Source organism: Syntrophus aciditrophicus SB, from assembly GCF_000013405.1.
Classification (GTDB): domain Bacteria; phylum Desulfobacterota; class Syntrophia; order Syntrophales; family Syntrophaceae; genus Syntrophus; species Syntrophus aciditrophicus.
In genome coordinates this window covers 1,835,727-1,858,812 of record NC_007759.1, presented here as the reverse complement: position 1 = coordinate 1,858,812, position 23,086 = coordinate 1,835,727, and the positions used below count along the sequence as shown (strand labels likewise).

Sequence of the window (23,086 nt, the reverse complement as noted above, 5' to 3'; positions counted from 1 at the left end):
CCCGGATTCAGGATTCATTTTTCTCTCCATTTTCCCGTAAGGGCTGCACCGTCACATTCGAATTTTCAGCAATCAACATCTCCACGCGCCGTTCGGCATCATCCAGGCGGGACGCACACAGCCGTGAAAGTCTGATGCCTTCTTCGAAGGCCTTCAGGGATTCTTCAAGGGTCATATCACCTGTTTCCATTTTTCGGACCAGGGCTTCCAGTTTGGCCATTGCTTCTTCAAATTTTTCTTTTGCCATAAGTCCTTTACTCCGGAATAATCCTCGTGACCTCTGCCTCAAGGCGGCCCTTTCGCACCCGAAGCTCCAGGGAATCGCCGATTTTCAGCATGGCGACATCCCTTATAATTCTACCTCCCGGCAATGTCCTGGCAATGCTGTACCCCCGCTCCAGAACGGCAAGGGGACTCAGGGAGTCCACGCGTGTCGCCGAAACGGTCCAGCTTTTTCTCGCCCGGTCCAGATTAAGCCGGCAGGAGGAAATGAGCCGCTTTTCCATATCCTCAACGTTCAAACGGGTGTCCCTTATTCTGCGGAGGGGGCCTGCCTGCTGAAGACGCAGGCGCTGAAGCAGAATATTCTGCTTTTCCGCTGACAGCCGCTGTTGAATGATAAGCCGGCCGCGTTCCCTGTGGTCGTCCAGGGCGAGACGCAAACCTGTGATGACGCGCTGTGGGTCCTTTAACCGTTCCCGGCATCGGACCAGCTGCTCCCGCCTTTGTGTCATGCTCCGGATTAAGAGTGTGTAAAGTCTTGACCGGGTTCCTGCAAGCCAGGCGGTCAGATCGTTCCTGTTGGGCACGGCCAGTTCCGCGGCAGTGGATGGCGTAGGCGCACGGACATCCGCTGCAAAGTCGGCGATAGTGAAGTCCGTCTCATGGCCGACTGCGGAGATAACCGGAAGAGATGACGAGGCGATGGCACGGGCGACGCTTTCATCATTGAAAGCGGATAGATCTTCGAGCGATCCTCCCCCGCGAGCCAGAATGAGGACATCGACTTCTTCAAGGGAATGCAGATCCTGAATGGCTTGAACGATCTCCCTGGGTGCTTCCGGTCCCTGAACGCGGACGGGAGCGATCACGAGAGAAACGGAGGGAAAGCGTCTTGCCGTGATGTTCAGGATGTCGCGGATGACGGCTCCCGTGGGGGAGGTGATCACGCCGATTCGCCGGGGAAGGTAGGGAATCGGTTTTTTCCGGGAGGCATCAAAAAGTCCCTCGGCCTGCAGGCGGGCTTTCAACTGTTCATACGCCTTCTGAAGAGCGCCGGTTCCCCGGGGTTCCAGCGAGTCAAGAATCAGCTGGTACTCTCCTCTCGGCGCGTAGACGGCCAGTCTGGCTCGACAGGTGATCTGCATGCCTTCCTCAAGGTCGAAAAAAGGGAGACGATTGTTCCGGAAGGGCCTCGATCCGGGTAAAAACCGGAATATGACTGCCCGAATCTGACTTTTTTCATCCTTGAGCGTAAAATAGATATGTCCCGAGGAGGGGCGGCGCAAATTGGACACTTCCCCCTCCACCCAGAGCAGATCAAACCGGGCTTCCAGAAGATCCCGGATTTTTTCATTCAGTTCCGAAACGGTTAATATTTCCGTTATACTTCCCTTCATCGCAGTGCACCTATCAGATATTATTCTTTGTGACAAGTATGATTTTTTTAAGATTCTTCTGAAGTTGACTTTTAACCGGCCATGATTTAAGAACAAAAGTTATCGCCGGACGGGCTCGAGTTCCTGAATGGACAGGGGAACGGCAGACCCGCCGGGCAAGATGGCCTTGCGGTTGCACAAGGCCGCTTCCAGGGCGGGAATCAGCCATGCAGCAGACTTTGTGAAATTTTATCTCAGGCCGGCCGGAACAAAGCGCTCCGAACAGCCTGTTACCTCAGGAGAATTTATGGAGAAGAAGGATTATTTGAAAAATACCGTGGAACATATTGATTTCACGGCGATTAATGCGGTGGATATTATCAGGGCCATGCGCGGAATGTCTTTCACAGCACGGGATCTTGCCGTTGCCGCGGAAATTTACGACACCATGCTTGCCGACCGGGAATGCGCCGTCATCCTGACCATCGCGGGAAGCACCAGCGCAGCCGGCTGCATGCGGATTTATGCAGATCTGGTCCGCTATAACATGGTCGATGCCATTGTGGCCACGGGGGCGACGATCGTGGACATGGATTTCTTTGAAGCGCTGGGTTTCCGGCACTATCAGGGCAGCCCCCATGTGGATGACCAGGAATTGCGGCGGCTCTACATCGACCGGATCTACGATACCTACATTGATGAGGAGGAGTTGCAGATCTGTGATCGCACGATACGGGAGATTGCCGACGGTCTCTCCCCGAAGCCCTGTTCTTCCCGGGAATTCATCCGGGAGATGGGACGTTATCTGACAACTCATGCCGTCAAGAAGAATTCCCTGGTTCAGGCGGCCTTCGAAGCGGATGTACCCATTTTCTGCCCCGCTTTTTCAGACAGCAGCGCCGGCTTCGGCCTGGTTCTGCATCAGGCCAGCCATCCGGATCAGCATGTAAGCATCGATTCTGTTAAGGATTTCCGGGAACTGACGGCGATCAAGATGGCGGTGGAAAATTCAGGACTTCTGATGATCGGCGGAGGCGTTCCCAAGAATTTTGCCCAGGATACGGTGATCTGCGCTGAAGTGCTGGGCAAGGAAGTGCCCATGCATCGTTATGCCATACAGATCACGGTAGCGGATGCCCGCGACGGAGCCTGCTCCAGTTCCACACTCCGCGAAGCGACGTCCTGGGGTAAAGTGGATGTTTCTTATGAACAGATGGTTTACGCGGAAGCGACTTCCGTGCTCCCTCTTCTGGCCAGTTATGCTTATCACCAGGGGAACTGGAAGGGCAGACCGCAGCGGCGGCTTGCGCGGCACTGCGTCTGAGCGCGGTTAAAGAGAATGGAACTGTCTGCTCCCATTCGGATTTGAGTGCAAAAAACGGATATATCGTATCCATGTGGATACCGGAACTGGATACGATATATCCAACTTCTTTCATGCAGCCCGTCACAAAAAGTCCACAAATTCCGAACGGCCTTATTACCCTTGATTATTAAAGACGTTTACGCCTTTTTTATCCTTCGGCACAGTCATTGCTGTTTTTTATGTAACTCGCATCCGAAGGGATCTTTTCCTTTCGGAGGACTCCTTTTGCGGAATCTGAAAAAAAGAGCATGATTATGAAGATAAAATTTCAACTTATCGCGTTTTTGCCGATGCTGATTGTTTTTTTACCTTTGCTTGCCGGCGCCGAGGGGACGGTCATTCAAAAGGGCGAGCGACTGAATCTGAAGCGTTGCATCGAAACAGCCCTCCTTTATCATCCAGTCATTCAAGCCGCGCGAAGCACGATCCGGATCGGAGAAAGCCGGATCGGTCAAGCCAGAGCGAACTATTATCCCCAGGTCAACTGGCAGACCGAATACAGCAGAACTCATCCCGCGACCTCCAGGGTCGTGGAACAGAAAACCTACAATGACTATCGAATCAATGTCGGTCTGAATCAGATGCTCTACGATTTTGGAAAGACGAAAACTCAGGTGGATATTCAGAAACTCAATACGGAATCGTCCCGGCAGGACCTGAGCCGGGTAGAGACGGAAATTGTCTTCGGGGTCCAACAGGCCTATTATTCTCTGGTGCAGGCTCAAAAAAACCTGGAAGTGGCCATCGAAACAGTCAGCCAGTTCCAGCATCACCTCGAACAGGCAAAGGGCTTCTTTGAAGCCGGCGCCAAACCGAAGTTCGATGTGACCAAGGCCGAAGTGGACCTGAGTAATGCCATCCTGAATCGAATCCGTGCGGAGAACGCCCTCCGGATCACCCGGGTTAACCTCAACAACGCCATGGGAATTCCAGATATCCCGGAATATGTCATCGATGAAACGCTATTGCCGGAAACATACGCGATCGACCTGCCCTCGGCACTGGAAAAAGCCTATGCCGTCCGTCCTGACCTGCAGTCCGTCAAAAAGCAGGTTGAAGCTGCGGAGGCGGCGGTTAACCTGGCGAAAAAGGGATATTATCCCTATCTTACAGGAAATGCGGGCTACGGTTTCGGTGGAGGGGATTTCCCCCTCGGTGAAGGCTGGAATGTAGGAGCCGCACTGAATGTACCCGTTTTCAACGGTCTGGAGACCCGGTACTCGGTGGAAGAGGCGAGGGCCAGTCTCGATGTGGTCAAGGCTCAGGAACAGACTCTCCTGCAGCAGGTCCGCCTGGAAGTGGAGGAGGCCTTTTCCAATTTGAGAGAAGCCGAGGAGAGGACAGTGGCGGCACAGATGGCCGTCAGGCAGGCTGAAGAAAACGTTGAACTGGCCACCGGACGTTATGACGCGGGGGTAGGAAATCCGATTGAAGTGACGGATGCCCTGGTTTCCCTGAGCAATGCCAGAACAAATTATATCGCGGCACTGACCGATGCGAGGATTGCCCGGGCCGAGCTGGAGAAAGCCACGGGATTAAGGTAGAATTATCCGTAGCGGTTTGAAAGAGACGGAATCATGAAGAGAAAGATCATTGCTGTTATCATTCTGATGATCCTGATTGGGACGGGGACGTATTTTCTGCTTAAGGGGGGAGAAAAAGGTCCGAAATACAGAATGGTCGAGATAGACCGGGGCGACGTCCGGGCGACGGTGACGGCGACCGGCACGGTAAACGCCGTCACGACCGTTCTTGTGGGAACTCAGGTTTCAGGAACGATCAGGGATTTGTATGTGGATTACAATTCTCCGGTAAAAAAGGGACAGCTTCTGGCCCAGATCGATCCGGCGACGTTTGAAGCGCGTGTTCAAGAGGCCAAAGCCAATCTGCTCCTGGCAAAGGCAAACGAAGAAAAAGCCGGGGCTTCTCTTGTTGACGCAAAACGCACATTGGCAAGAAACGGGATGCTTTTCACCCGGAATCTCATTGCCCGCAGCGAGCTCGACACGGCGGAAACCAGCGTGTCGGTAGCCACAGCCCAGCTTTCCGCAGCCAGAGCGCAGGTTGAACAGACACGGGCTTCCCTGAACTATGCGGAAACCAATCTCAGATACACGAAGATCCTTTCCCCAGTTGATGGAACGGTGATTTCCCGGAATGTGGATGTCGGACAGACGGTTGCCGCCAGTTTCCAGACTCCGACGCTGTTCAATATTGCTCAGGATCTGACGCGCATGCAGATCAACACCAGCGTTGATGAAGCGGATATTGGAAAGATCCAGGTCGATCAGCCGGTGGAATTCTCGGTGGATGCCTATCCTGACATGATTTTTGAAGGAAAAATTGCTGAGGTGCGAAGTGCTCCCATCACAGTTCAGAATGTGGTGACATATGATGTTGTGGCCCGGGTTGACAACCCTGATCTTCGCCTGAAACCCGGCATGACGGCCAATGTTTCCATCGTGGTTGCCGAAAAGAAGAACGTGCTCCGGGTTTCCAATGCCGCCCTGCGATTCCGTCCGCCAGATGCCGAAATTGGTGGCAAGTCAGCTCCCGTCAGGGGGAAAGGACAGGGCGTCTGGGTTCCGACAGAAAAAAATCCGAAACGCGTTGCCGTTACGACCGGAATCAGTGACGGAACGTTTACGGAAATCCTTTCCGGCGATCTGCGGGAGAGTCAATCCGTCATTGTCGAAGTCATGAGGGACAAAAAGAAAAACAATGCCGCGGCGCAGCCGCAGACACCAAGGATGTTTCGCTAACATGGCGCTTCTGGAGACGAAGGATCTCTACAAGATCTATGAAGTCGGAGAAAATGTCGTGCATGCCCTCGACGGGGTGTCGGTGACGATCGACAGGGGAGAGTTTGTCGCTATTATGGGCCCCTCGGGATCGGGTAAGTCTACATTCATGAATGTCATCGGTTGTCTGGACGAGCCGACTCGGGGTCAATATCTCCTTGACGGAATCGATGTAGGGGGGTTGACGCGTGATGAGCTTGCCGAAATCCGCAATCGAAAGATCGGTTTTGTATTTCAGGGTTTTAATCTCCTTCCCCGGACGTCGGCTCTGGAAAATGTGGAACTGCCCATGCTGTACAACAGCCTGTCGTCAGCCGAAAGGAGGAAACGCGCCCTTGATGCCCTTCGGATGCTGGGGCTGGAAGGCAGAGAACAGCACACCCCCAATCAGCTTTCCGGAGGCCAGCAGCAGCGGGTCGCCATCGCCAGAGCGCTGGCCAATGACGCGCCTCTGATTCTTGCGGACGAACCCACGGGGAATCTCGATACGAAAACGAGCATTGAGATTATGGAGCTTCTTGTCGGATTGAACCTCGAATCGGCAATTACGATCGTGCTGGTTACTCACGAATCCGATATCGCAGAATTCAGCAGGCGGATTATCCGGTTTCGGGATGGGCGCATCGTCAGTGATGAAGCCGTGGTGAAATCATGATTAACATCCCGTCAACGCTGAAAATTTCTTTCCGCGCCCTTCGGGTGAACAAAATGAGATCTGCACTCACCATGCTTGGGATCATCATCGGGGTTGGAGCCGTGATCGCCATGCTGGCTGTCGGCACGGGCGCCGGCGAAAAGATCTCCGGGCAGATATCGACCATGGGGAGCAATTTGATCATGGTTCTGCCGGGCAGCACGACGTCGGGAGGATTGCGAATGGGTGCGGGGACGGTGCAGACGCTGACCATGGCGGATGCTGAGGCGATTCTGAAGGAATGTCCGGCGGTGCTGGAGGTTGCCCCGACTTTAAACGGCGGCGCTCAGGTCGTCTATGGAAACCAGAACTGGTCTACCGTCATTCATGGAACGACGCCGGGCATTCTCACCGTGCGGGACTGGACACTGACCTCAGGACGTTCCTTTACGGAGCAGGATATCCGGAGCGCGACGAAGGTGGCCATCCTCGGGCAAACCGTCGCGGACAATCTCTTCGGAGGGATGGAGCCTGTCGGGCAGATCATCCGGATCAAAAAGGTGCCCTTTACCGTCATCGGACTCCTGGAGCTTAAAGGGCAGTCTCCCATGGGGCAGGACCAGGATGACATCATCTATATTCCCTTGACGACCGCTCAAAAGAAGATTTTCGGGACTTCCTTTCCGGGGATGGTGCGCTCCATCATGGTCAAGGCCGCCAGTGCGGAAGATCTTGAGGCGGCAGAAGGGCAGGTTACGGAGCTCCTCAGGCAGCGGCATCGCATCACAGACCGGCAGGAAAATGATTTCACGGTAAGGAACCTGACCCAGCTCATGCAGGTTGCGGAGGAGTCCAGCCGGATTATGACCCTTCTGCTCGGGGCCATTGCATCGGTATCGCTGCTGGTCGGCGGAATCGGGATCATGAATATCATGCTGGTATCGGTAACGGAACGGACGAGAGAAATCGGCATCCGGATGGCCGTAGGGGCGAAAACATGGGACATTCGCCTCCAGTTTATCATCGAGGCTTTGACTCTTTCCCTGACCGGGGGAATAACGGGGATTATCCTGGGCGTTGCTGCTTCCAAAATCCTGTCGGCCGCGGCAGGCTGGCCGACAATCGTTTCGCCCCTGTCCATTTTCCTGGCCTTCGGCTTCTCCGGGCTGGTCGGAATCTTTTTCGGCTTTTATCCGGCGTACAAAGCCTCGCTTCTCAATCCCATCGAAGCCCTGCGCTACGAGTAAGACAACGGCCCTCGGGATGATGATTACTCTAATGAAATAAGGAGAATGTACGATGAAGACGAAACTGGTAATTGCAGTGTTGTTTACAGTAGTGGTGACGATGTTTCTTCTTTCGGGATGTGCGAGCCAGACACAGGCGTTGCTTGCAGAGGACTATACGAAAATGGGGAATGAAGAACTCCTTCGCTATTTCTATCGCCTTGACGATGAAATAGAGCGGCAGGAAAAGGCGTGGGGACCGGAAATCGGGATCGGAATAGGAACATTTGGACATCACAGCGGGATGGGGGTTGGCGTGGGGACGGGGCCCACGGGATATACGGCTGATGATCTGAGGAACCGCAGGATCGATGTCCGGCTTGAATTGAAAAAACGGGGGCTGAATCCCTGATGTCATCATAACGGCGCGCGAGAGATCACAGTCCACTTGCTTAACTTCGGTGAATATTGCTTCCCGGCGGTGAGTGGGCTATTCTTCGAAGGGAATGATTTGCACCATCGCCATTCCCTTGCCAAAAAAACCCAGCGCACGCGCCGCGGCCTGAGATAAATCAATGAATTCAAAATGGTGTTTTCGGCAGCGATCATTGACCGTCACGACCACGGACTTTTTGTTCCCGATGTTGATGACTTTGACCTTTTTACCAAGGGGAAGGGTCGGATGAGCCGCAGTCAGCTTATGCGGACAGTATATCGCTCCCGAACTCGTTTTTTTGTTCTTGAGGCTCTTTCTGTAATAGTATGCTCTTCCGACCGTTCCTTCCGGTTTTTGAAGATCGGAAATATCCTTCTGATTTATTGGATCTGTTTTCAGTTCGGATGTATCTTCCGCCTGAAGTGGGTGTGCCGCGAAAAGAAAAACAATCTGAAAGGCCAAAAGACAGCGCGCTATCCTGCTTATTCGATTTCTGAAATGCATCACGAACTCCTTTCAGCACAGTTCAGAGCAGTCGGTTTGAAAGATCTTTATATTACGTCGAGATCGTAGAATATTCCTTTGCGTAAAGACTTGCTTTTCCCCACCGCACTTTTTATTCCGCATTTTCCTGTTCCATGGGCAGCGTCTCTACTGGAGTCAGCGGAAGAATAGACTCGCCGCCATGCATGGGACAGTAATCCACCGGCTGGGTGCCGGGCAGGTAGAATTCTTCCCGTTGTTCCGGGCAGTCGGGAGTTGCCAGGAAGCCCGTCATGGGGTCGACGGAAACGGAAACGACCGATTCCGGTTTCGGGAAATCAACAACTGGTTTGCCGGATAATGCGGATCGCATGAATCGTTCCCAGATCGGAGCGCAGACTGCCCCCCCGGTAAAACCTTTCCCTCCTGGTTTAGGCTTGTCATAGCCTGCCCAGATGCCGGTTATGAGTTGAGGCGTATAGCCAATGAACCAGGCATCCTGATAGTTGTCGGTCGTGCCTGTCTTTCCCGCGGAGGGGCGTTCTCCGCTGAATCGCTTCAGCGTCTTGGCCGTCCCGTAATTCAGGACGTCTTTCAGCATCGAGGTGACAACATAGGCGGTGGCTGGAAAAAGTACCGGCGTGACGACAACCGGGGGATTTTCCGTCCAAGTACGATAATACCGGTCATAGACGTGGGTGATGGTCCGTGCTTCGGCCCGTAACCCGCCATTGGTCAGCGGTGTGTAGGCCTGGACAAGACTGGCAAGGGTCACTTCCTCCGTTCCCAGAGCCAGGGACAGGTCGTTTTGCGCACGCAGCGCAAGCCCCTGCCTGCCGGCGAAATTCACGAAATAGGGGACGCCGATGGCATCGAGCAATTTAACGGCAATCACATTGTTGGAGTGAGCAAGGGCCTGTCGAACAGTAAGTTCCCCCTGTGTTGTTCCTTCATAATTCCGGGGCGTCCAGCTATCCCGCCCCCCCCGGCTGTAAGTTGCCGGCCTGTCGTTCAGGATGCTGGAGGCCGTATATCCTTTTTCCAAGGCGGCCGCGTAAATGAACGGTTTGATGGCGGAGCCGGGCTGGCGTCTGGCGACATAGGCCCGATCATAAGCGCTTTTGGCGAAATCAACACCGCCCACAGCGGCAAGAACATCCCCGGTGTTCGGATCCATGCAGAATAGGGCTCCCTGAAGATCCGGGGATAGCTTCTTTATTCCCTCACGCAGAAAACGCTCGGCCTGCCTCTGCAAATCAATATTCATGGCTGTGGTGACTTCCAGTCCGCCTCTGTCGACAATTTCCTTTCCGTACCGTTCAATCAGTTGATTTTTAATGTGAGTTACATAATAAGGCGCTTCTCCTCGCTTGAAAACCGTTATGGGAACGGCCGCCAGCCTCCTTTTTTTCCCGGCGGTAATCATGTTCAGTTCCGCCATTCTTTTCAGAACAAGGTTCCTGCGTTTTCCGACCACAGAGGCTTCGCAGAAAGGATTATAGCGATTTGGCGCCTTTGGAACACCGGCCAGAAGCGCGCATTCGGCTTCAGTCAGATCTGCGGGAGTCTTATCGAAATAAAGAAGTGAAGCCTGGGCGATTCCCCAAGCCCCGTTGCCGTAGTAAATTTCATTGAAATACATTTCCAGGATCTGTTTCTTCGTGTATTTTTTTTCATATTCCAGAGCGAGGGAAACTTCCTGAATTTTCCGGTCGAAGGTTTTCCTGGCGGACAGATATTTATTCTTGATAAGTTGCTGGGTGATGGTCGAGCCGCCTTCGACGATTTTTCCTTTGGTGACATCTTTAACAACGGCTCTGGCAATCCCACGGATATCAATTCCGGAGTGTTCGTAAAACCGGCAATCTTCAATTGCCAGCACGGCCTTCTCCAGAAATGGATTTATCTGGTCTATGGAGACCCAGTATCTTTTTTCAGGCAGTATCCGGCCAACATAACGCCCTTTGTTGTCGAAGACCTTTATGGAAGAAAAACCCCGCGGCAGGGGAGGATAAGAAGCAAATTCCTGAGCGCCGGCCGATGATGCAAAACTCGAAGGCAGGAAAAACGCCATGAATAAAAAAATACACCACATCCTGGAAATCAGAGGCCTGTGACAAATCGGAAAAGAGCTGCTTTCAAATAAATCTGTCGGGGCCATTGTCGTTTTTATTTTTAAATGCATTCTTACAGTCACACTTCCTTATTGATGATCATTTTCAAAACCATGAAATTTTCTTTACGGGATACTCGAGAGGAGAATGATCGAAATTACTTAATGCCAGTCAAAAGGGGCATCCCGGTTAAAATCGGGGGACAGGTTCCGGTCATTTACTTCCTGCACAAAAAAATGTTCAAAACCGAGATGGAAGGCATAGTCCATTACCTTCTCATATTCTTCCGCGGTGATTCGCCTGTCCAAGGGAGGAAAATCCTTCATCGCAGGTATCGGAGTGTACTGGGACATGATGCTGAGCGGAACGGCGGTGGATAGGTGCCTTTTGATCAGATCCAGAACGGCGAAGCTGTTTTCCGTTTGTCCCGGCAGAACAAGATGGCGGATGATTATTCCTCTGCGGGCAATGCCCTGGTCCGGACTCAGGGTATCTCCTGTCTGACGAACCATTTCTCGAAGAGAGCCGACGGCATGCATAACATAATCTTTTATGCCGGAAAAGTAAAAAGCGCCGGCGTCACTGCCGTACTTGAAATCGGGAAGATAGATGTCGACGATACCTTCCAGAAGACGGATGACCTCCGGGTTCTCATAGCCGCCGCAGTTATATACCAGAGGAAGGTGAAGGCCCTTCTCGCGGGCGATGCGCAGGGCGTCAATCAGAACGGGAAGGTGCGGCGTCGGGGTAACCGGTTCGATGGAATGGCAGCCCTGTTCCTGAAGGGAAAGCATGATCTGCGCAAGGGCCGCAGCGTCAAGAGTCTTTCCGCGAACATGGTGACTGATTTGAAAATTCTGACAGTAGCGGCAGCGGAGGTTGCAGGATGAAAAAAAAATTGTTCCCGACCCGGAAGTCCCTGAAATAGGCGGCTCCTCACCGAAATGGGGCATGGCGCAATCAACAACCGCCGAATCGAGCAGATGGCAGAAGCCCATCTGCATCCGGGTTCTGTCCACGCGGCAATGTCGGGGGCAGAGGGTGCAGCACTCAAGAATTTTCTCAAGCCGGGCGATTTTTTCTTTCAACTTCATTTTACCGGGCATCCTGATTTCTTTTTTTCAATGCCATGCCAGGATGAAGCATGAACCGATTTCCTTTGCGTACATTAGAATGTTGTCCGACTTTAAACAGTGTAATCATGGGGTTGTCGCCTTGATGTCAAAGCTGATTCGTCTCAGGAACTAAATCCGTTCGACCATAGATCTGAGCTTGCCGCTTTCAACCAGCTCAAAAAACTGTTCGCCCAGAGGGGCGGAACGTCGGACGGCCTCCTGCCAGTTCCGGATGCGCGTTGCCGGATCATCCATGAAAGATCTGAAATCCTCCCGGTCCGGAAGCTTTCCAAGAGGAAGGGTTGAAACAAAATCCTCTGTGGGAAAAACCATCAGGGTATGGTCCAGAAGGACATCAGGAGTTCTGCGATGCTTCAAACGCTTGTCAAACCAGCCGGGAATAATACGTTCCTGATGGTGGAAAAAGAGAGTCATGTCATCGTCTGATTCGGCGAAGTCATAGGTCTGGTGATAATCGACGAGGCCGCCATCCCGGTAGACACCCCGGGGCGCCCCGTAAATATCGCGAATTCCGGCCACAAACAGGGGAATTGCTCCGGAGGCCAGAATTGCATGCTTGAAATTGGTTCTATTGAGTTGAATAAACCGGCCTCGGAAAGGACTTTTAAGACAGAAGCCAGGCGGGTTCGGTCCATTGTAAAAAACGACCCGCTCCGTGAAGTGATCCAGAGTGGATCGGCTCAGGGCGTTCATCAGAAAGCACAGAAACAATCCGGATGACTGAATCCAGGAAGATTCCGAAGCAACGAGATGCCGCACGCGGGCGGTCAGGACGGCAAGGCGGTAATGTTTATGAGCCAGGGCAAAAGGCAGGGCGTCATCTTCAATGTAGGAGTTGACGACATTGATCAGGTTTTGCAGGACTATACCCGCGCGATCGTCCTTATGGTAAGGGATACGGATGTAAGCTTCCATAAGGTTTAGATAGCTCTTTTCTGCTTCCGGCTGCACCCAGGCGGCAAAACGCCAGGCACCGGAAGACGAGCCGATCAACTGAACCGGTTTCTTCCTTCCCAGAAGCCCCGCTTTAAGAAGTGTCAGATCGAATCCCGTAGCAACAAGCCAGCGTGGACCGGCTGCGGGAGCGAAAAAAGCAGAAATCCGGTCGCAGGAAAAACCGCCGTCACGAATCTGTTCGTAGGCTTTCCGACCTGCTTTGATACGAATGCTGAACATGGTATTGCTTTTCACGCACCGGCTGTGGGTCATTAGACCTTGACACAACCCGATCCATTTTTGTAGAGTAGCACCGCCGTCGGCAAGGGATGAATTTGCATGAAAACATGGCGCGGCTTTAAAGAGATCGGGTTATTTACATGAACATCCGGTCTGTTGTCAACGGCAATTGTCATATGGGCATCACGAAGATCGGAAGGAGGCAGCCTGGAAAGGCACTGGAGCATGGCTATTCAAGATGAAATGAGACAAGTGGCGGAAGGAGCGCGGGAAGCCTCTCGCACACTTTCCCGCATGCCGACGGAAATCAAGGACAGGGCCCTGAAGGAGATGGCTGAACGACTTCTTCAGCAGGCCGGCTGGCTGATGCAGGAAAATGAAAAGGATGTGGCGTTCGCGAAGAATCTGGGTCTCTCTCCCGCCATGATCGACCGGTTGACCTTGAAGGAATCCACGATTCGAGATATGGCCGACGGCATTCTGGAAGTGGCCTCGCTGCCGGATCCCGTGGGGAAGGTGACCTCCATGTGGCGACGGCCCAATGGCCTGCTGGTGGGCCGGATGCGGATTCCCCTGGGGGTGATTGGCATCATCTATGAGTCACGTCCCAATGTGACCGCCGATGCCGCGGCCCTCTGTCTGAAATCGGGGAACGCCGTCATTCTCAGGGGGGGCTCTGAGGCCATTCATTCCAACATCGCCATCGGACGGCTTCTTAAGGATGTTCTGAAAGAGACCTCCCTGCCGGAAGCGGCGATTCAGGTCGTTGAAACAACAGACCGGGAGGCGGTCTACGAGTTACTGCAACTGGAGGAATATATCGACCTGATCATTCCCCGGGGTGGAGAAGACCTCATCCGGGCGGTGGTCCGTCAGTCCCGGATTCCCGTTATCAAACACTATAAAGGCGTGTGCCACGTATTCGTGGACGCGGATGCGGATCTGGAAATGGCGGCTAAGATCTGCCTCAACGCCAAGATTCAGCGTCCCGGAGTCTGCAATGCCATGGAAACCCTGCTTGTTCATCGGGAGGCGGCTCCCCGCTTTCTCCCAGAGCTTGCCCGAAAGCTCAGGGAGAGTCACGTTGTTATCCGGGGGTGTGAAGAAACCTGCGCTCTGATTTCAGATGCTGAACAGGCAACGGAAGCAGACTGGTACAGGGAATACCTTGATCTGGTCCTGTCAATCCGGGTGGTTGGTGGAATTGAAGAGGCAATGGACCATATCGCCCGTTACGGGTCGCTTCACACGGAATCCATTGTTACCAACGACTACGCCAACGCCCAGCGATTCCTCAACGAAGTCAATTCATCCACGGTGCTGGTGAACGCTTCCACGCGGTTCAGTGACGGATTCCAGCTGGGGTTGGGGGCGGAAATCGGAATCAGTACAACAAAGCTTCATGCGTACGGTCCCATGGGACTGGAAGAATTGACCACAACAAAATTCATCGTATACGGGAACGGACAGGTGAGAACATGAAGTGGGGACTGCTGGGGGGTACCTTTGACCCGATTCATATGGGTCATCTTCGCTGTGCCGAAGAAATTCGAGAAATCTTCGATTTGAACCGGATCATTTTTATCCCGGCATCCCACCCGCCTCACAAGCTCGATGCGGCGGTTACCTCTTTTTATCATCGGGAGCAAATGGTCCGTCTTGCCATTGAAGGCAACCCCTCTTTTTCATTTTCCGATGTGGAGAATTTACGGGCTGGGAAGTCCTATTCGATTGAAACCGTAGAATATTTCCTCAACAAATATCTCAAGTCGATCGAGATCTACTTCATTCTCGGGCAGGATGCCTTTCAGGCCATTCAGACCTGGAAGGACTGGCAAAAACTCCTGCTTTTATGCAACTTCTCCGTTCTCACTCGACCGGGATACGAAAGCATGGGGCTTTCGGGAATTCTGCCGGAGGAGTTTGCGAGGCAGTTCATTTATGACGAGGCTGCTGACGGATATCGAGGACCATCCGGCCACCTCATCTACTTCCGTCAGGTCACCTTTCTGGATATTTCATCATCGGACATCCGAGCCAGGGTAAAAAATGGAAAATCCATCACCTATCTGACGCCGGATTCTGTCCGGCATTACATAAAGAAAAATAAATTATATTCGACGGAGTAACAGAAGAGAAATCAAACGAAAAATTCAGATCGCGCTGCTACATCATGAGTTCGAATACACAAGGTTGACTTGAAAGGGGGCGCGGTCAGTGCCACGTGATTGAATGCAGTTTGAAAATAAACTGAGTAAATTCTTCCCTGGTTGTTTCCTTGACATCCGACAGCCTGACCTTCACGGCATTATTGTAAAATGAAAAACCATCCTTGATCGGTTCCGGGTTTTCATCGTCTTCACAGAAATTTCTTATGAATTCACGTGCGATTTTCCGCGCCTCGTTGATATCTTCCGCGGACACGATATAGTGATGACGCTGAATATCGCCCTCTACTTCGTCTTCTTCGGATATTTTAAGCCAGTAATATTGCATTTAACCTCCTGATTATCTGCATCATCGAGCGGGGTTGGACTGTTATGAAACCGATGGTCAATATTTTGGGATGTTCGTTCCCGCCGAAAATGAAAAGAACCCTGAACTGCCGACCAGGTTATTTTCTTATAAAATGATGCAATTTAAAACCCTTACTGCCGGAGCAGACCAAACTCTGTAAAACATCATCAGTGCGTAAAGAATGAAGCGTAATTATCAACCTGTTTTACGTTGTGGAATTAATGCCGGCCACAACATTTTCAGAGTCGGTCAGACCGTGCATAAACCCTGTCAGGGCTAACGTTTTCCACCCCCGCCATCCAAGCCGGGCGTAAAGAAAGATAAACTGTTTCCTTACTGATAATCTGCTTAGGGATGCCGTTTGATGTTCCTTCGAAATGAGAAGCTGCAAACATCCATGTCGTGACTTTTGAACGGTTGATGTCATACCATTCCATGTGTTTCGATGTCAAGCGCCTTATAGCCGTTCCATATTATTATGACGCAGCCTGACTTACACTTGTGACGCAGGCAATTTTCGGATATATATATCGAAATGTTATGTATCACTATCTCATTGACATATAAGTTTGTTCTGAATTATAGATCAAAGCACCGGACGAAACTGTCATTATTACAGCAAACTTGCGCGTCATATCCCGTCAGGTGAATGGAGCTGCAACTCGATGGAAAATACGGCACAAAAAGAAACACGCATCACGACGTCCATAGAACAGGAAGAGCTTCGCGGCATTTCCAGATCTGTGGCGGAAATCGAATGGCTGCTGCTTATCCTTGTTCTGCTGTATCACGTCTTCGGCGGCACCGACGTCAAAGACGCGCCATCCATTGTTCTGTCTCTGGTCATGTATGCAGCCTTTGTCATGGGCTTCCGCTATGCGCGCTTCCTTAAACAGGAATCAAGATGGAAACTCGCGGTGGAAACCTGGGTCATGACCGGGTTTGTCACTTGGGCGCTATGGCATACAGGCAAGCTGGAAAGTCCCCTGTTGAATTCTTATCTGCTGGTGATCATCACCAGTGCGCTGGCCCTGGGCAAGCTGACCACCCTCCTGGAACTGGCCCTGATCGGCACCTGTTTCATTTTTCTCGGAAGTCACTCATCAATTAATGAGCTTTTTTCGCTGAAATATGTCGGCGCCTTGTTTGCCCGATTCGCTCCTTTTGTGCTTGTGGCGTACATCACCACCATGTTCGCGTCCGATATCCGCTATGGCCTCAACAAGATCAAACTGATGTCGGAAACAGACGAGCTGACGGGGATATACAATCGTCGCGGCCTGGCCATCATCGCCGACCGGCTGTTCGGCCACACAGTGCGTTACAACCGCCCTCTGAGTCTGCTCGCCATTGACAGCGATAACATGAAACGAGTCAACGACGACTACGGCCACAAGGCCGGTGATCAGCTTCTTGTTACGCTGGTGAATACAATCCAGGCTCAACTGCGACATTCCGACATTCTGGCCCGTCAAGGCGGCGACGAATTCGTCGTTTTACTCCCCGAAACGCCATCGACCGGCGCCCTTGACGTCGCTGAACGAATCCGCAAAGCCGTAGAGAATACCCCCCTCGTACTGGATGGCAAAATTGTCCGCACGACGGTCAGCATAGGCGTAGCTTCCTACCCGTCCGAGGGGCACAGCCTCGACGTGCTGCTTGCTCAGGCAGACTTCAAGATGTATGAGGCTAAACTTGGCGGCAGAAACAAGGTTGTGCAGTGTTCCGTCTGAATTCCTCCAAGGGCGGCTGTTCGTGAATTCCAGTCCCTGTCGCCACACACAACCAGCCGAGAACGTGTTGGCTTCTCCTGATTTCAATCCGTAAAAGTTATCGAGGGTCTTCGCGGCCATCCCTGTTCCGGTGATGATTCATGACCGTGAAAATCAATTCAAACCTGATTAATTATAAAATAGATCTGGAGTAATAAGGCGCAGTGAAACGCCGGCGTCTGTCCTCCTTTTTTTTCTTCTTACAAAATAGAAAAGGATGCCCGACTGAATGGAAATATCTTCATGGATTTTATCGTGGCGTTTTACCGATCTCTTTTTGAGGAGGAATCAGAGATGACAATAACGAGAAAAATTCACAGAGTATTCAGGAGCAGACCCATCATCCAGGGTGCGGGGGTTCATCTGATGCAGGCATTTGGTCACAGGGAAATCCCTCTGTTTGACCCCTTTTTACTTCTTGATGATTTTCGCTCCGATAACCCGGACCATTATTCAAAAGGATTTCCATGGCATCCGCATCGTGGCATTGAGACGATCACTTATGTACTGCGGGGCGATGTCGAGCACCGGGACAGCATGGGAAATCAGGGGCGCATCACATCCGGAGATGTTCAGTGGATGACAGCGGGAAGCGGGATCATACATCAGGAAATGCCTCAGGGTGATTCAAAGGGCATTCTGGAAGGCTTCCAACTCTGGGCTAATCTCCCAGCCGCAGACAAGATGATGTCGCCCCGCTACAGGGATGTCAAGGCGAGCCAGATTCCGATCATTAAGCAGGATAATGGAGTAACAATCAGGATCATCTGCGGTAGCGTAAACGACACAAGAGGACCGGTAACGGGCATAGTCATCGATCCGGAATATATTGACGTCACCGTACCGGCAAAGACTACTTTTTCCCATCCTACAAAGCCCGGACACAAAGTATTTGCCTATGTTATTTTCGGGAAAGGATATTTTTGCATGGAAAAGAAGCCATTCGCTTACGAGGCGGAAGGGAATAATGATTATGATCTGAATTCAAATCCTTATCTGGAAAACGAATCTTTAGTCCTTTTTGAAGACGGTGAACAGGTTCAGATATCAACAGAAGATGAACCGGTCCGATTTCTTCTCATTTCCGGAAAACCCATCGGAGAGCCTATTGCCTGGAGAGGGCCGATCGTCATGAATACCGGGGAAGAACTCCGCATCGCCTTTGATGAACTCGAGAAGGGAACGTTCATAAAGCAGGACAAACCATGAACATTCAGACTTAATGACTCTCAGGAAAAGCCGGAAGGGCGCACAGAAATTCAATCTTTCGTCCGCGTAAATCACATGCCTCGGTGAGCCATCAATTCCTGAAAAGATCACCTTCCGGAATTCCAGTTTTGGAGGTTGAGCACAGCTGATCTTTATAAAAAATGAAAAGTTCGCGTAATCAGAGAAAACGAAAAAAAATGACTTTTCCTTGACACGGGCCGTATGGTCGGCTAAGGAATCACATATTTCGCTCTTGAAGCATGTGGTGCGGATACAGCCGTTTCAGATGAATTTGAAAAAACAGTGCGGAGTTGACTGATGAGATCCTACGTTGTGTTTTCATTCATGGGGCCGGATCGTTCGGGCCTTGCAAGACAGATTTCGGAATTTTTCACGGCGCGGGGCATCAATATCGAACGATCCCGGGGCTGTGTTCTCGGAGGAGAGTTCGGGATGATTATCCTGACTTCCGGCAGCACGGATGACATAGAAAGGCTCATCAAGGACCTGGACAGCTTACGAGAAAAGACCGGCCTGGACATTCACGTCCGGAAGACCAAAGCTCCGCTTCACCGGGAGGTTGCTCCGTCCATTCCATACAGACTCGTAGCAACCTCCATCGACCGCCCGGGCATCATCCAGCAGATATGCAAGGCCCTCCATGGCAGAGGGATCAATATTGACGACATTTCCACCAACGTGGACAACAACCCGGTCACAGGAGCCAATGTTTTTTCTATGGTCTGCAATTTCTCTCTGCCGCCGGCAGTGAAAATCCTGGATTTAAAAACCGATCTCAACCGTATCGGCGATGAATATAACATTGACATACGTTTCGATGCCGTGATCTGCAAATAAACTCATGACCCACCGCAACTCCAGACAAGACACGAAAGAACTGAAGCCTATAGCCGACATTGCGGCAACAATCGGCCTTTCCGAAGACGATATTGAAGCTTACGGTCGATACAAGGCCAAGGTTCGTCTTGAAGCCATTTCCCGTTTTCATAGTCGTCCCGACGCCTCCCTGATCCTCGTGTCGGCCATGACGCCGACACCGGCCGGAGAGGGGAAAACCACCGTTTCCATTGGACTCGCCCAGGCTCTGGCCAGACTGGGGAAAGCCACCATTGCCGCTCTTCGGGAGCCCTCCCTTGGCCCTGTGTTCGGCATGAAGGGTGGCGCCACAGGGGGAGGGCTCTCACGTGTCCATCCGGTCGACGACATCAATCTCCATTTTACAAATGATTTCGCCGCAGTGGAGAGCGCCCACAATCTCCTGTCAGCCATTGTGGACAATTCGGTGTATCATGACAATATTCTGAACATCGATCCGAGGAAAGTGACCTGGCGCCGTGTTCTCGACATGAATGACCGATTTCTCCGAAACATTGTCATCGGCCTCGGCGGTTCCGTTAACGGCGTTCCCAGGGAAACGGGATTTGATATCGTTCCTTCCAGCGAAATCATGGCTATCCTCTGTCTTTCCCGATCCTATCGGGAATTGAAGGAAAAGATACGCAGAATACTGGTGGGATTTACTTATGATGACAGTCCGGTTATGGCCGGTGATTTGAAAGTCGAAGGGGCGGTCACAGCGCTTCTCAAATACGCCCTGCTTCCGAATCTTGTCCAGACCACAGAGAATGTGCCGGCGATTATTCACGGAGGGCCGTTCGCCAACATCGCCCAGGGGACGAGCAGCATCCTCGGCACTGACCTGGCGCTTCGCCTCGCTGATTATGTCGTTACCGAGGCAGGTTTCGGTTTCGATCTTGGTGCGGAAAAGTTTTTCGACATCGTGGCCCCTTACGGCGGCTTGAATCCCCGCATCGTGGTTCTTGTGGCGACGGTTCGTGCTTTGAAGTATCACGCGGGCATTGCCCAGGCCGATCTTGATCGATCCAATCCAAGGGCGGCTGTGCTTGGGATGGCGAATCTCCGAAAACATTATCAAAACATCGACAAGTTTCATGTTTCCTGTGTCATTGCCTTGAACCGATTTTCTTCCGATACGGATGAAGAGATCAATGCTGTCGTCAGGGCGGCGGAAAACGAAGGGATGAACATTGCCCCCTGTGACATCTTTCGTCTGGGCGGGGAAGGCGGCCTGGAACTGGCTGAAAAGACCCTTGAACTTCTCGCCGGCACATCCTGTGGATACCGCCGGCTGTATGAATGGAATCAACCTGTGGAAGACAAGATATTTACGGTTGCCAGCGAGATATATGGTGCCGTTTCGATCGACTACCAGCCCCTGGCCAGACGGAACCTTGATTTGATAAACAAATACGGCTTCGATAAGCTTCCCGTCTGTATCGCAAAAACTCAGCAATCGCTCTCGGATAATCCCGGTCTCCTGGGTCTTCCCCGCGACTTTATCGTCACTGTCCGGGAAATCAGGATAGCTTCAGGGGCTGGATTTCTGATCCCCATTACTGGCGAGATTCTTCGTATGCCAGGTCTGTCGAAAAGGCCTGCAGCCTATTCCATCGACATCGACGATTCGGGCAATATCACCGGCGTCGGAAGTCCAGGCGGGATTTCTTCACTCAGCTGACTGAATGGCGGCTGCATTACCTGTGCGAAGTAATTCAACTTTATCTGAAACGGGTCAGGAAAACCCGGTTCCGGGCATCTCATTTCCAGAAAATCCTGAAACTGCGGGTGAAAAAGAAGGTGTGATTGATCAGACGGGTTTTCGGCAGACGATCTGGGCCATGGCCCTTTGAGGACTTTCTATAATTCCTTCATAGTAATGAAGAATGTGCCAATCCTTAAACTCGCCGGCCAATTCTCCATGCTTCAGGAGATAATCCGGATTGTGGGGGCGACCGTACCTGGGTTGATCGATGGTAAAGGTTTCATAGATGAGTATGCCTCCTCCTCTGATTCCTTTTTTCAGACAGGGGAGCAATGGCCGATGAAGGTAGCGGAAAACCAGTATGGCCCGGTAGTAGTCCACTTTAAGCGGATTTGAACCGGTTTCCAGATCAACTTCCCAGAACTGCGCATTGAGCCCGTTTTCTTTCGCTGTCCGTTGAGCCTCCTTCAGTGCCTCCGCGGATCGATCAGCCAGGATGACCGGCAGGTTTAAACCGGCAAGAAAAAGTCCATTTTGTCCTTTTCCACAGGCCAGATCCAGAATCGGACCCTCAAGATTTTTCCCCATCAGAAGAGGACTGAACTTTACCAGTAAAGGATTCGGGGACATTTTCCTGTTTCCTTATTGCCATATGATGCGTATCTTCAAGTCGGTCGCCTTTTTCCTGAAAACGGAGCCAGCAAAGTAAAGTCTCCATCAATTGTTCAGGAATATTCATTTTAAAGGGGAATAACTAAGGAAAATACAAGAGTATGTCAAGGAGAATCGGAATGTTCCAGGATGCTTGCATTATTGTCACGGAACAAGAAAAGTGTAAAATAAAGGATACCGGGAAAAGATCTGCCGTACAAAAATTTCTCCATACCGGAGGCTGTCGAATCCTCCTGTAAAATGAGAAAATGCAGAAGAAAGCCATGGCTCAGCATAAATCTTTCGGAAGGCGAATCCTGCATATCGACATGGATGCCTTCTTCGCTTCTGTGGAGGAAAACAGAAAGCCTGAATTAAAAGGCAAGCCTGTTGTCATCGGAGGCATGGGGGATCCATCAAAGCGAGGGGTGGTTTCCACGGCCAATTATGAAGCGCGGAAGTACGGCATCTCTTCCGCAATGCCCTTGCGGACGGCCTATAAACTCTGTCCTCGGGCGATATTTCTTCCCGTTGATTACAAAGCCTATCTGGCTGTTTCACGTTATTTCAAGGCAGTGCTCCTGAATATTACAACAATCATGGAGGACGTCGGTATCGATGAAGCCTATCTGGATATTTCGGAAAACCGGGATACTGATGAAAAAATCAGTGAGAAAATCAAAACCGGCATTTATGAGAAAACGGGATTGACCTGCTCCATCGGCATCGCTCCGAACAAACTACTGGCAAAGATCGCCTCGGATATGAACAAGCCTGATGGATTGACGATTTTTTCCGGGGAAGATATTGAGAATCGACTCTGGCCCTTGCCGATCCGAAAGTTATACGGGATCGGACCGAAAACGGAAGAACATCTGAAGGCGTTGAACATCGCAACAATTGGGCAGTTGGCGGCTCTGCCGCCTGAAGTCCTCGTCGCGCGTTTCGGTCCTTCTTACGGCCATTATCTCCATGAAGCATCAAGGGGTATCGACGAGAGCCCCATCATTACGTCATGGGAGCCGAAATCATTCAGCCGGGAGATCACCTTTCAAGTGGATGAAAAAAACTGGCAGGCGATTGCCAGGACTCTTGCGGAACTCACGAAAGAAGTCGTATCTGATCTGGCTGAAAAGGGCTATGCCGCAAGAAATGTCATTCTGAAGATTCGCTACAGTGATTTCCGTACAGTGACAAGGGCATGTTCGATTGATCAAGCTGTCGGAAAGGAAGAGGAAATACGGCGTATGGCTTTTTCCTGTCTGAAGCGCGTTGATCTGTCGGGAAAGAAAATCAGGCTGGTAGGAGTCAGGGTCGGCAGACTGGAAAAAATTAAAAATGCCATCTCAGGGGTATAAGTGCGGCGTTAAAAAACAATTTCTC

Annotated in this window: 21 protein-coding genes; 13 read left to right on the top strand and 8 right to left on the bottom strand. The window is 51.6% G+C overall.

All coding sequences use genetic code 11. The annotated features are described in order from the left end of the window. Window positions 1-7: 7 nt before the first annotated feature. Complete coding sequence (locus SYN_RS08520) at window positions 8-247, bottom strand: exodeoxyribonuclease VII small subunit (RefSeq protein ID WP_011417685.1); 240 nt, start codon at window positions 245-247, stop codon at window positions 8-10. A 7-nt stretch (window positions 248-254) separates the two neighbouring features. Then, window positions 255-1,619, bottom strand: coding sequence for an exodeoxyribonuclease VII large subunit (gene xseA / locus SYN_RS08515; RefSeq protein WP_041584911.1), 1,365 nt, complete (start codon window positions 1,617-1,619; stop codon window positions 255-257). Window positions 1,620-1,905: 286 nt separating this feature from the next. Here xseA and SYN_RS08510 point away from each other — a divergent pair, with 286 nt between their 5' ends. The 6 genes from SYN_RS08510 to SYN_RS08485 all read left to right on the top strand — a co-directional run bounded on the left by SYN_RS08510 (window position 1,906) and on the right by SYN_RS08485 (window position 8,037). Next, window positions 1,906-2,922, top strand: coding sequence for a 1,9-bis(guanidino)-5-aza-nonane synthase (locus SYN_RS08510; protein ID WP_041585558.1), 1,017 nt, complete (start codon window positions 1,906-1,908; stop codon window positions 2,920-2,922). A gap of 296 nt (window positions 2,923-3,218) precedes the next feature. Further along, window positions 3,219-4,508, top strand: a complete 1,290-nt coding sequence (locus SYN_RS08505) for a TolC family protein (RefSeq protein ID WP_049749952.1) — start codon at window positions 3,219-3,221, stop codon at window positions 4,506-4,508. A gap of 33 nt (window positions 4,509-4,541) precedes the next feature. Continuing rightward, complete coding sequence (locus SYN_RS08500) at window positions 4,542-5,726, top strand: efflux RND transporter periplasmic adaptor subunit (protein ID WP_011417680.1); 1,185 nt, start codon at window positions 4,542-4,544, stop codon at window positions 5,724-5,726. 1 nt (window position 5,727) lies between these two features. Beyond that, window positions 5,728-6,420 (top strand): ABC transporter ATP-binding protein, encoded by a 693-nt coding sequence (locus SYN_RS08495; RefSeq protein WP_041584910.1) that lies wholly within the window; start codon window positions 5,728-5,730, stop codon window positions 6,418-6,420. Beyond that, window positions 6,417-7,646 carry an ABC transporter permease gene (locus SYN_RS08490; RefSeq protein ID WP_011417678.1) on the top strand — a complete coding sequence of 410 codons (1,230 nt, stop codon included), beginning with the start codon at window positions 6,417-6,419 and terminating at the stop codon, window positions 7,644-7,646. The genes SYN_RS08495 and SYN_RS08490 overlap by 4 nt, the downstream gene beginning before the upstream one ends. A 52-nt stretch (window positions 7,647-7,698) precedes the next feature. Then, the gene (locus tag SYN_RS08485) at window positions 7,699-8,037 is read left to right on the top strand and encodes a hypothetical protein (RefSeq protein WP_011417677.1); all 339 of its coding nucleotides are present in this window, start codon (window positions 7,699-7,701) and stop codon (window positions 8,035-8,037) included. A 78-nt stretch (window positions 8,038-8,115) separates the two neighbouring features. On the opposite strand, the gene SYN_RS08480 is transcribed toward SYN_RS08485, so the two are convergent. From SYN_RS08480 to SYN_RS08465, 4 genes are all read right to left on the bottom strand, one after another. Beyond that, window positions 8,116-8,565, bottom strand: coding sequence for a septal ring lytic transglycosylase RlpA family protein (locus SYN_RS08480; RefSeq protein WP_041584909.1), 450 nt, complete (start codon window positions 8,563-8,565; stop codon window positions 8,116-8,118). Window positions 8,566-8,677: 112 nt separating this feature from the next. Then, a complete protein-coding gene (locus SYN_RS08475; protein ID WP_202943542.1) occupies window positions 8,678-10,618 on the bottom strand; it encodes a penicillin-binding protein 1A in 1,941 nt (646 codons plus the stop codon). Between the two features lie 201 nt (window positions 10,619-10,819). Next, window positions 10,820-11,752, bottom strand: a complete 933-nt coding sequence (locus SYN_RS08470; protein WP_041584908.1) for a radical SAM protein — start codon at window positions 11,750-11,752, stop codon at window positions 10,820-10,822. Window positions 11,753-11,902: 150 nt separating this feature from the next. Then, complete coding sequence (locus SYN_RS08465; RefSeq protein ID WP_148202529.1) at window positions 11,903-12,970, bottom strand: hypothetical protein; 1,068 nt, start codon at window positions 12,968-12,970, stop codon at window positions 11,903-11,905. A 225-nt stretch (window positions 12,971-13,195) separates the two neighbouring features. On the opposite strand from SYN_RS08465, the gene SYN_RS08460 reads away from it, so the two are divergent. Both SYN_RS08460 and nadD read left to right on the top strand, forming a co-directional pair. Beyond that, window positions 13,196-14,452, top strand: a complete 1,257-nt coding sequence (locus SYN_RS08460; protein WP_011417671.1) for a glutamate-5-semialdehyde dehydrogenase — start codon at window positions 13,196-13,198, stop codon at window positions 14,450-14,452. Next, on the top strand, window positions 14,449-15,099 hold the full coding sequence (nadD, locus tag SYN_RS08455) for a nicotinate-nucleotide adenylyltransferase (RefSeq protein ID WP_011417670.1): 651 nt from the start codon (window positions 14,449-14,451) through the stop codon (window positions 15,097-15,099). The genes SYN_RS08460 and nadD overlap by 4 nt, the downstream gene beginning before the upstream one ends. Window positions 15,100-15,184: 85 nt before the next feature. Here the strand turns inward: nadD and SYN_RS08450 are convergent, their stop codons facing one another. Then, window positions 15,185-15,466, bottom strand: a complete 282-nt coding sequence (locus SYN_RS08450) for a hypothetical protein (RefSeq protein WP_011417669.1) — start codon at window positions 15,464-15,466, stop codon at window positions 15,185-15,187. Window positions 15,467-16,152: 686 nt separating this feature from the next. Here SYN_RS08450 and SYN_RS15300 point away from each other — a divergent pair. From SYN_RS15300 to SYN_RS08430, 4 genes are all read left to right on the top strand, one after another. Continuing rightward, a complete protein-coding gene (locus tag SYN_RS15300; RefSeq protein WP_011417668.1) occupies window positions 16,153-17,220 on the top strand; it encodes a GGDEF domain-containing protein in 1,068 nt (355 codons plus the stop codon). 333 nt (window positions 17,221-17,553) lie between these two features. Further along, window positions 17,554-18,468 (top strand): pirin family protein, encoded by a 915-nt coding sequence (locus SYN_RS08440; RefSeq protein ID WP_041585554.1) that lies wholly within the window; start codon window positions 17,554-17,556, stop codon window positions 18,466-18,468. A gap of 318 nt (window positions 18,469-18,786) precedes the next feature. Then, window positions 18,787-19,326, top strand: a complete 540-nt coding sequence (locus tag SYN_RS08435) for a glycine cleavage system protein R (RefSeq protein WP_011417666.1) — start codon at window positions 18,787-18,789, stop codon at window positions 19,324-19,326. A 4-nt stretch (window positions 19,327-19,330) separates the two neighbouring features. After that, window positions 19,331-21,028 (top strand): formate--tetrahydrofolate ligase, encoded by a 1,698-nt coding sequence (locus SYN_RS08430; protein WP_011417665.1) that lies wholly within the window; start codon window positions 19,331-19,333, stop codon window positions 21,026-21,028. Window positions 21,029-21,157: 129 nt separating this feature from the next. On the opposite strand, the gene SYN_RS08425 is transcribed toward SYN_RS08430, so the two are convergent. Continuing rightward, complete coding sequence (locus SYN_RS08425) at window positions 21,158-21,682, bottom strand: methyltransferase domain-containing protein (protein ID WP_011417664.1); 525 nt, start codon at window positions 21,680-21,682, stop codon at window positions 21,158-21,160. A 305-nt stretch (window positions 21,683-21,987) separates the two neighbouring features. Between SYN_RS08425 and dinB the strand changes: the two genes are divergently transcribed. Beyond that, window positions 21,988-23,061 (top strand): DNA polymerase IV, encoded by a 1,074-nt coding sequence (gene dinB, locus SYN_RS08420; RefSeq protein WP_041585553.1) that lies wholly within the window; start codon window positions 21,988-21,990, stop codon window positions 23,059-23,061. Window positions 23,062-23,086: the final 25 nt, after the last annotated feature.

What these genes read in the sequence shown, in the direction of transcription:
- SYN_RS08450 (WP_011417669.1), bottom strand. Translation starts at nt 15,466, where the DNA reads ATGCAATATTACTGGCTTAAAATATCCGAAGAAGACGAAGTAGAGGGC.
- SYN_RS08425 (WP_011417664.1), bottom strand. Translation starts at nt 21,682, where the DNA reads ATGTCCCCGAATCCTTTACTGGTAAAGTTCAGTCCTCTTCTGATGGGG.
- SYN_RS15300 (WP_011417668.1), top strand. Translation starts at nt 16,153, where the DNA reads ATGGAAAATACGGCACAAAAAGAAACACGCATCACGACGTCCATAGAA.
- xseA (WP_041584911.1), bottom strand. Translation starts at nt 1,619, where the DNA reads ATGAAGGGAAGTATAACGGAAATATTAACCGTTTCGGAACTGAATGAA.
- SYN_RS08485 (WP_011417677.1), top strand. Translation starts at nt 7,699, where the DNA reads ATGAAGACGAAACTGGTAATTGCAGTGTTGTTTACAGTAGTGGTGACG.
- SYN_RS08470 (WP_041584908.1), bottom strand. Translation starts at nt 11,752, where the DNA reads ATGAAGTTGAAAGAAAAAATCGCCCGGCTTGAGAAAATTCTTGAGTGC.
- SYN_RS08475 (WP_202943542.1), bottom strand. Translation starts at nt 10,618, where the DNA reads ATGGCGTTTTTCCTGCCTTCGAGTTTTGCATCATCGGCCGGCGCTCAG.
- SYN_RS08500 (WP_011417680.1), top strand. Translation starts at nt 4,542, where the DNA reads ATGAAGAGAAAGATCATTGCTGTTATCATTCTGATGATCCTGATTGGG.
- SYN_RS08465 (WP_148202529.1), bottom strand. Translation starts at nt 12,970, where the DNA reads ATGTTCAGCATTCGTATCAAAGCAGGTCGGAAAGCCTACGAACAGATT.
- SYN_RS08460 (WP_011417671.1), top strand. Translation starts at nt 13,196, where the DNA reads ATGGCTATTCAAGATGAAATGAGACAAGTGGCGGAAGGAGCGCGGGAA.
- SYN_RS08510 (WP_041585558.1), top strand. Translation starts at nt 1,906, where the DNA reads ATGGAGAAGAAGGATTATTTGAAAAATACCGTGGAACATATTGATTTC.
- SYN_RS08435 (WP_011417666.1), top strand. Translation starts at nt 18,787, where the DNA reads ATGAGATCCTACGTTGTGTTTTCATTCATGGGGCCGGATCGTTCGGGC.
- SYN_RS08430 (WP_011417665.1), top strand. Translation starts at nt 19,331, where the DNA reads ATGACCCACCGCAACTCCAGACAAGACACGAAAGAACTGAAGCCTATA.
- SYN_RS08505 (WP_049749952.1), top strand. Translation starts at nt 3,219, where the DNA reads ATGAAGATAAAATTTCAACTTATCGCGTTTTTGCCGATGCTGATTGTT.
- nadD (WP_011417670.1), top strand. Translation starts at nt 14,449, where the DNA reads ATGAAGTGGGGACTGCTGGGGGGTACCTTTGACCCGATTCATATGGGT.
- SYN_RS08480 (WP_041584909.1), bottom strand. Translation starts at nt 8,565, where the DNA reads ATGCATTTCAGAAATCGAATAAGCAGGATAGCGCGCTGTCTTTTGGCC.
- SYN_RS08490 (WP_011417678.1), top strand. Translation starts at nt 6,417, where the DNA reads ATGATTAACATCCCGTCAACGCTGAAAATTTCTTTCCGCGCCCTTCGG.
- SYN_RS08520 (WP_011417685.1), bottom strand. Translation starts at nt 247, where the DNA reads ATGGCAAAAGAAAAATTTGAAGAAGCAATGGCCAAACTGGAAGCCCTG.
- SYN_RS08440 (WP_041585554.1), top strand. Translation starts at nt 17,554, where the DNA reads ATGACAATAACGAGAAAAATTCACAGAGTATTCAGGAGCAGACCCATC.
- SYN_RS08495 (WP_041584910.1), top strand. Translation starts at nt 5,728, where the DNA reads ATGGCGCTTCTGGAGACGAAGGATCTCTACAAGATCTATGAAGTCGGA.
- dinB (WP_041585553.1), top strand. Translation starts at nt 21,988, where the DNA reads ATGGCTCAGCATAAATCTTTCGGAAGGCGAATCCTGCATATCGACATG.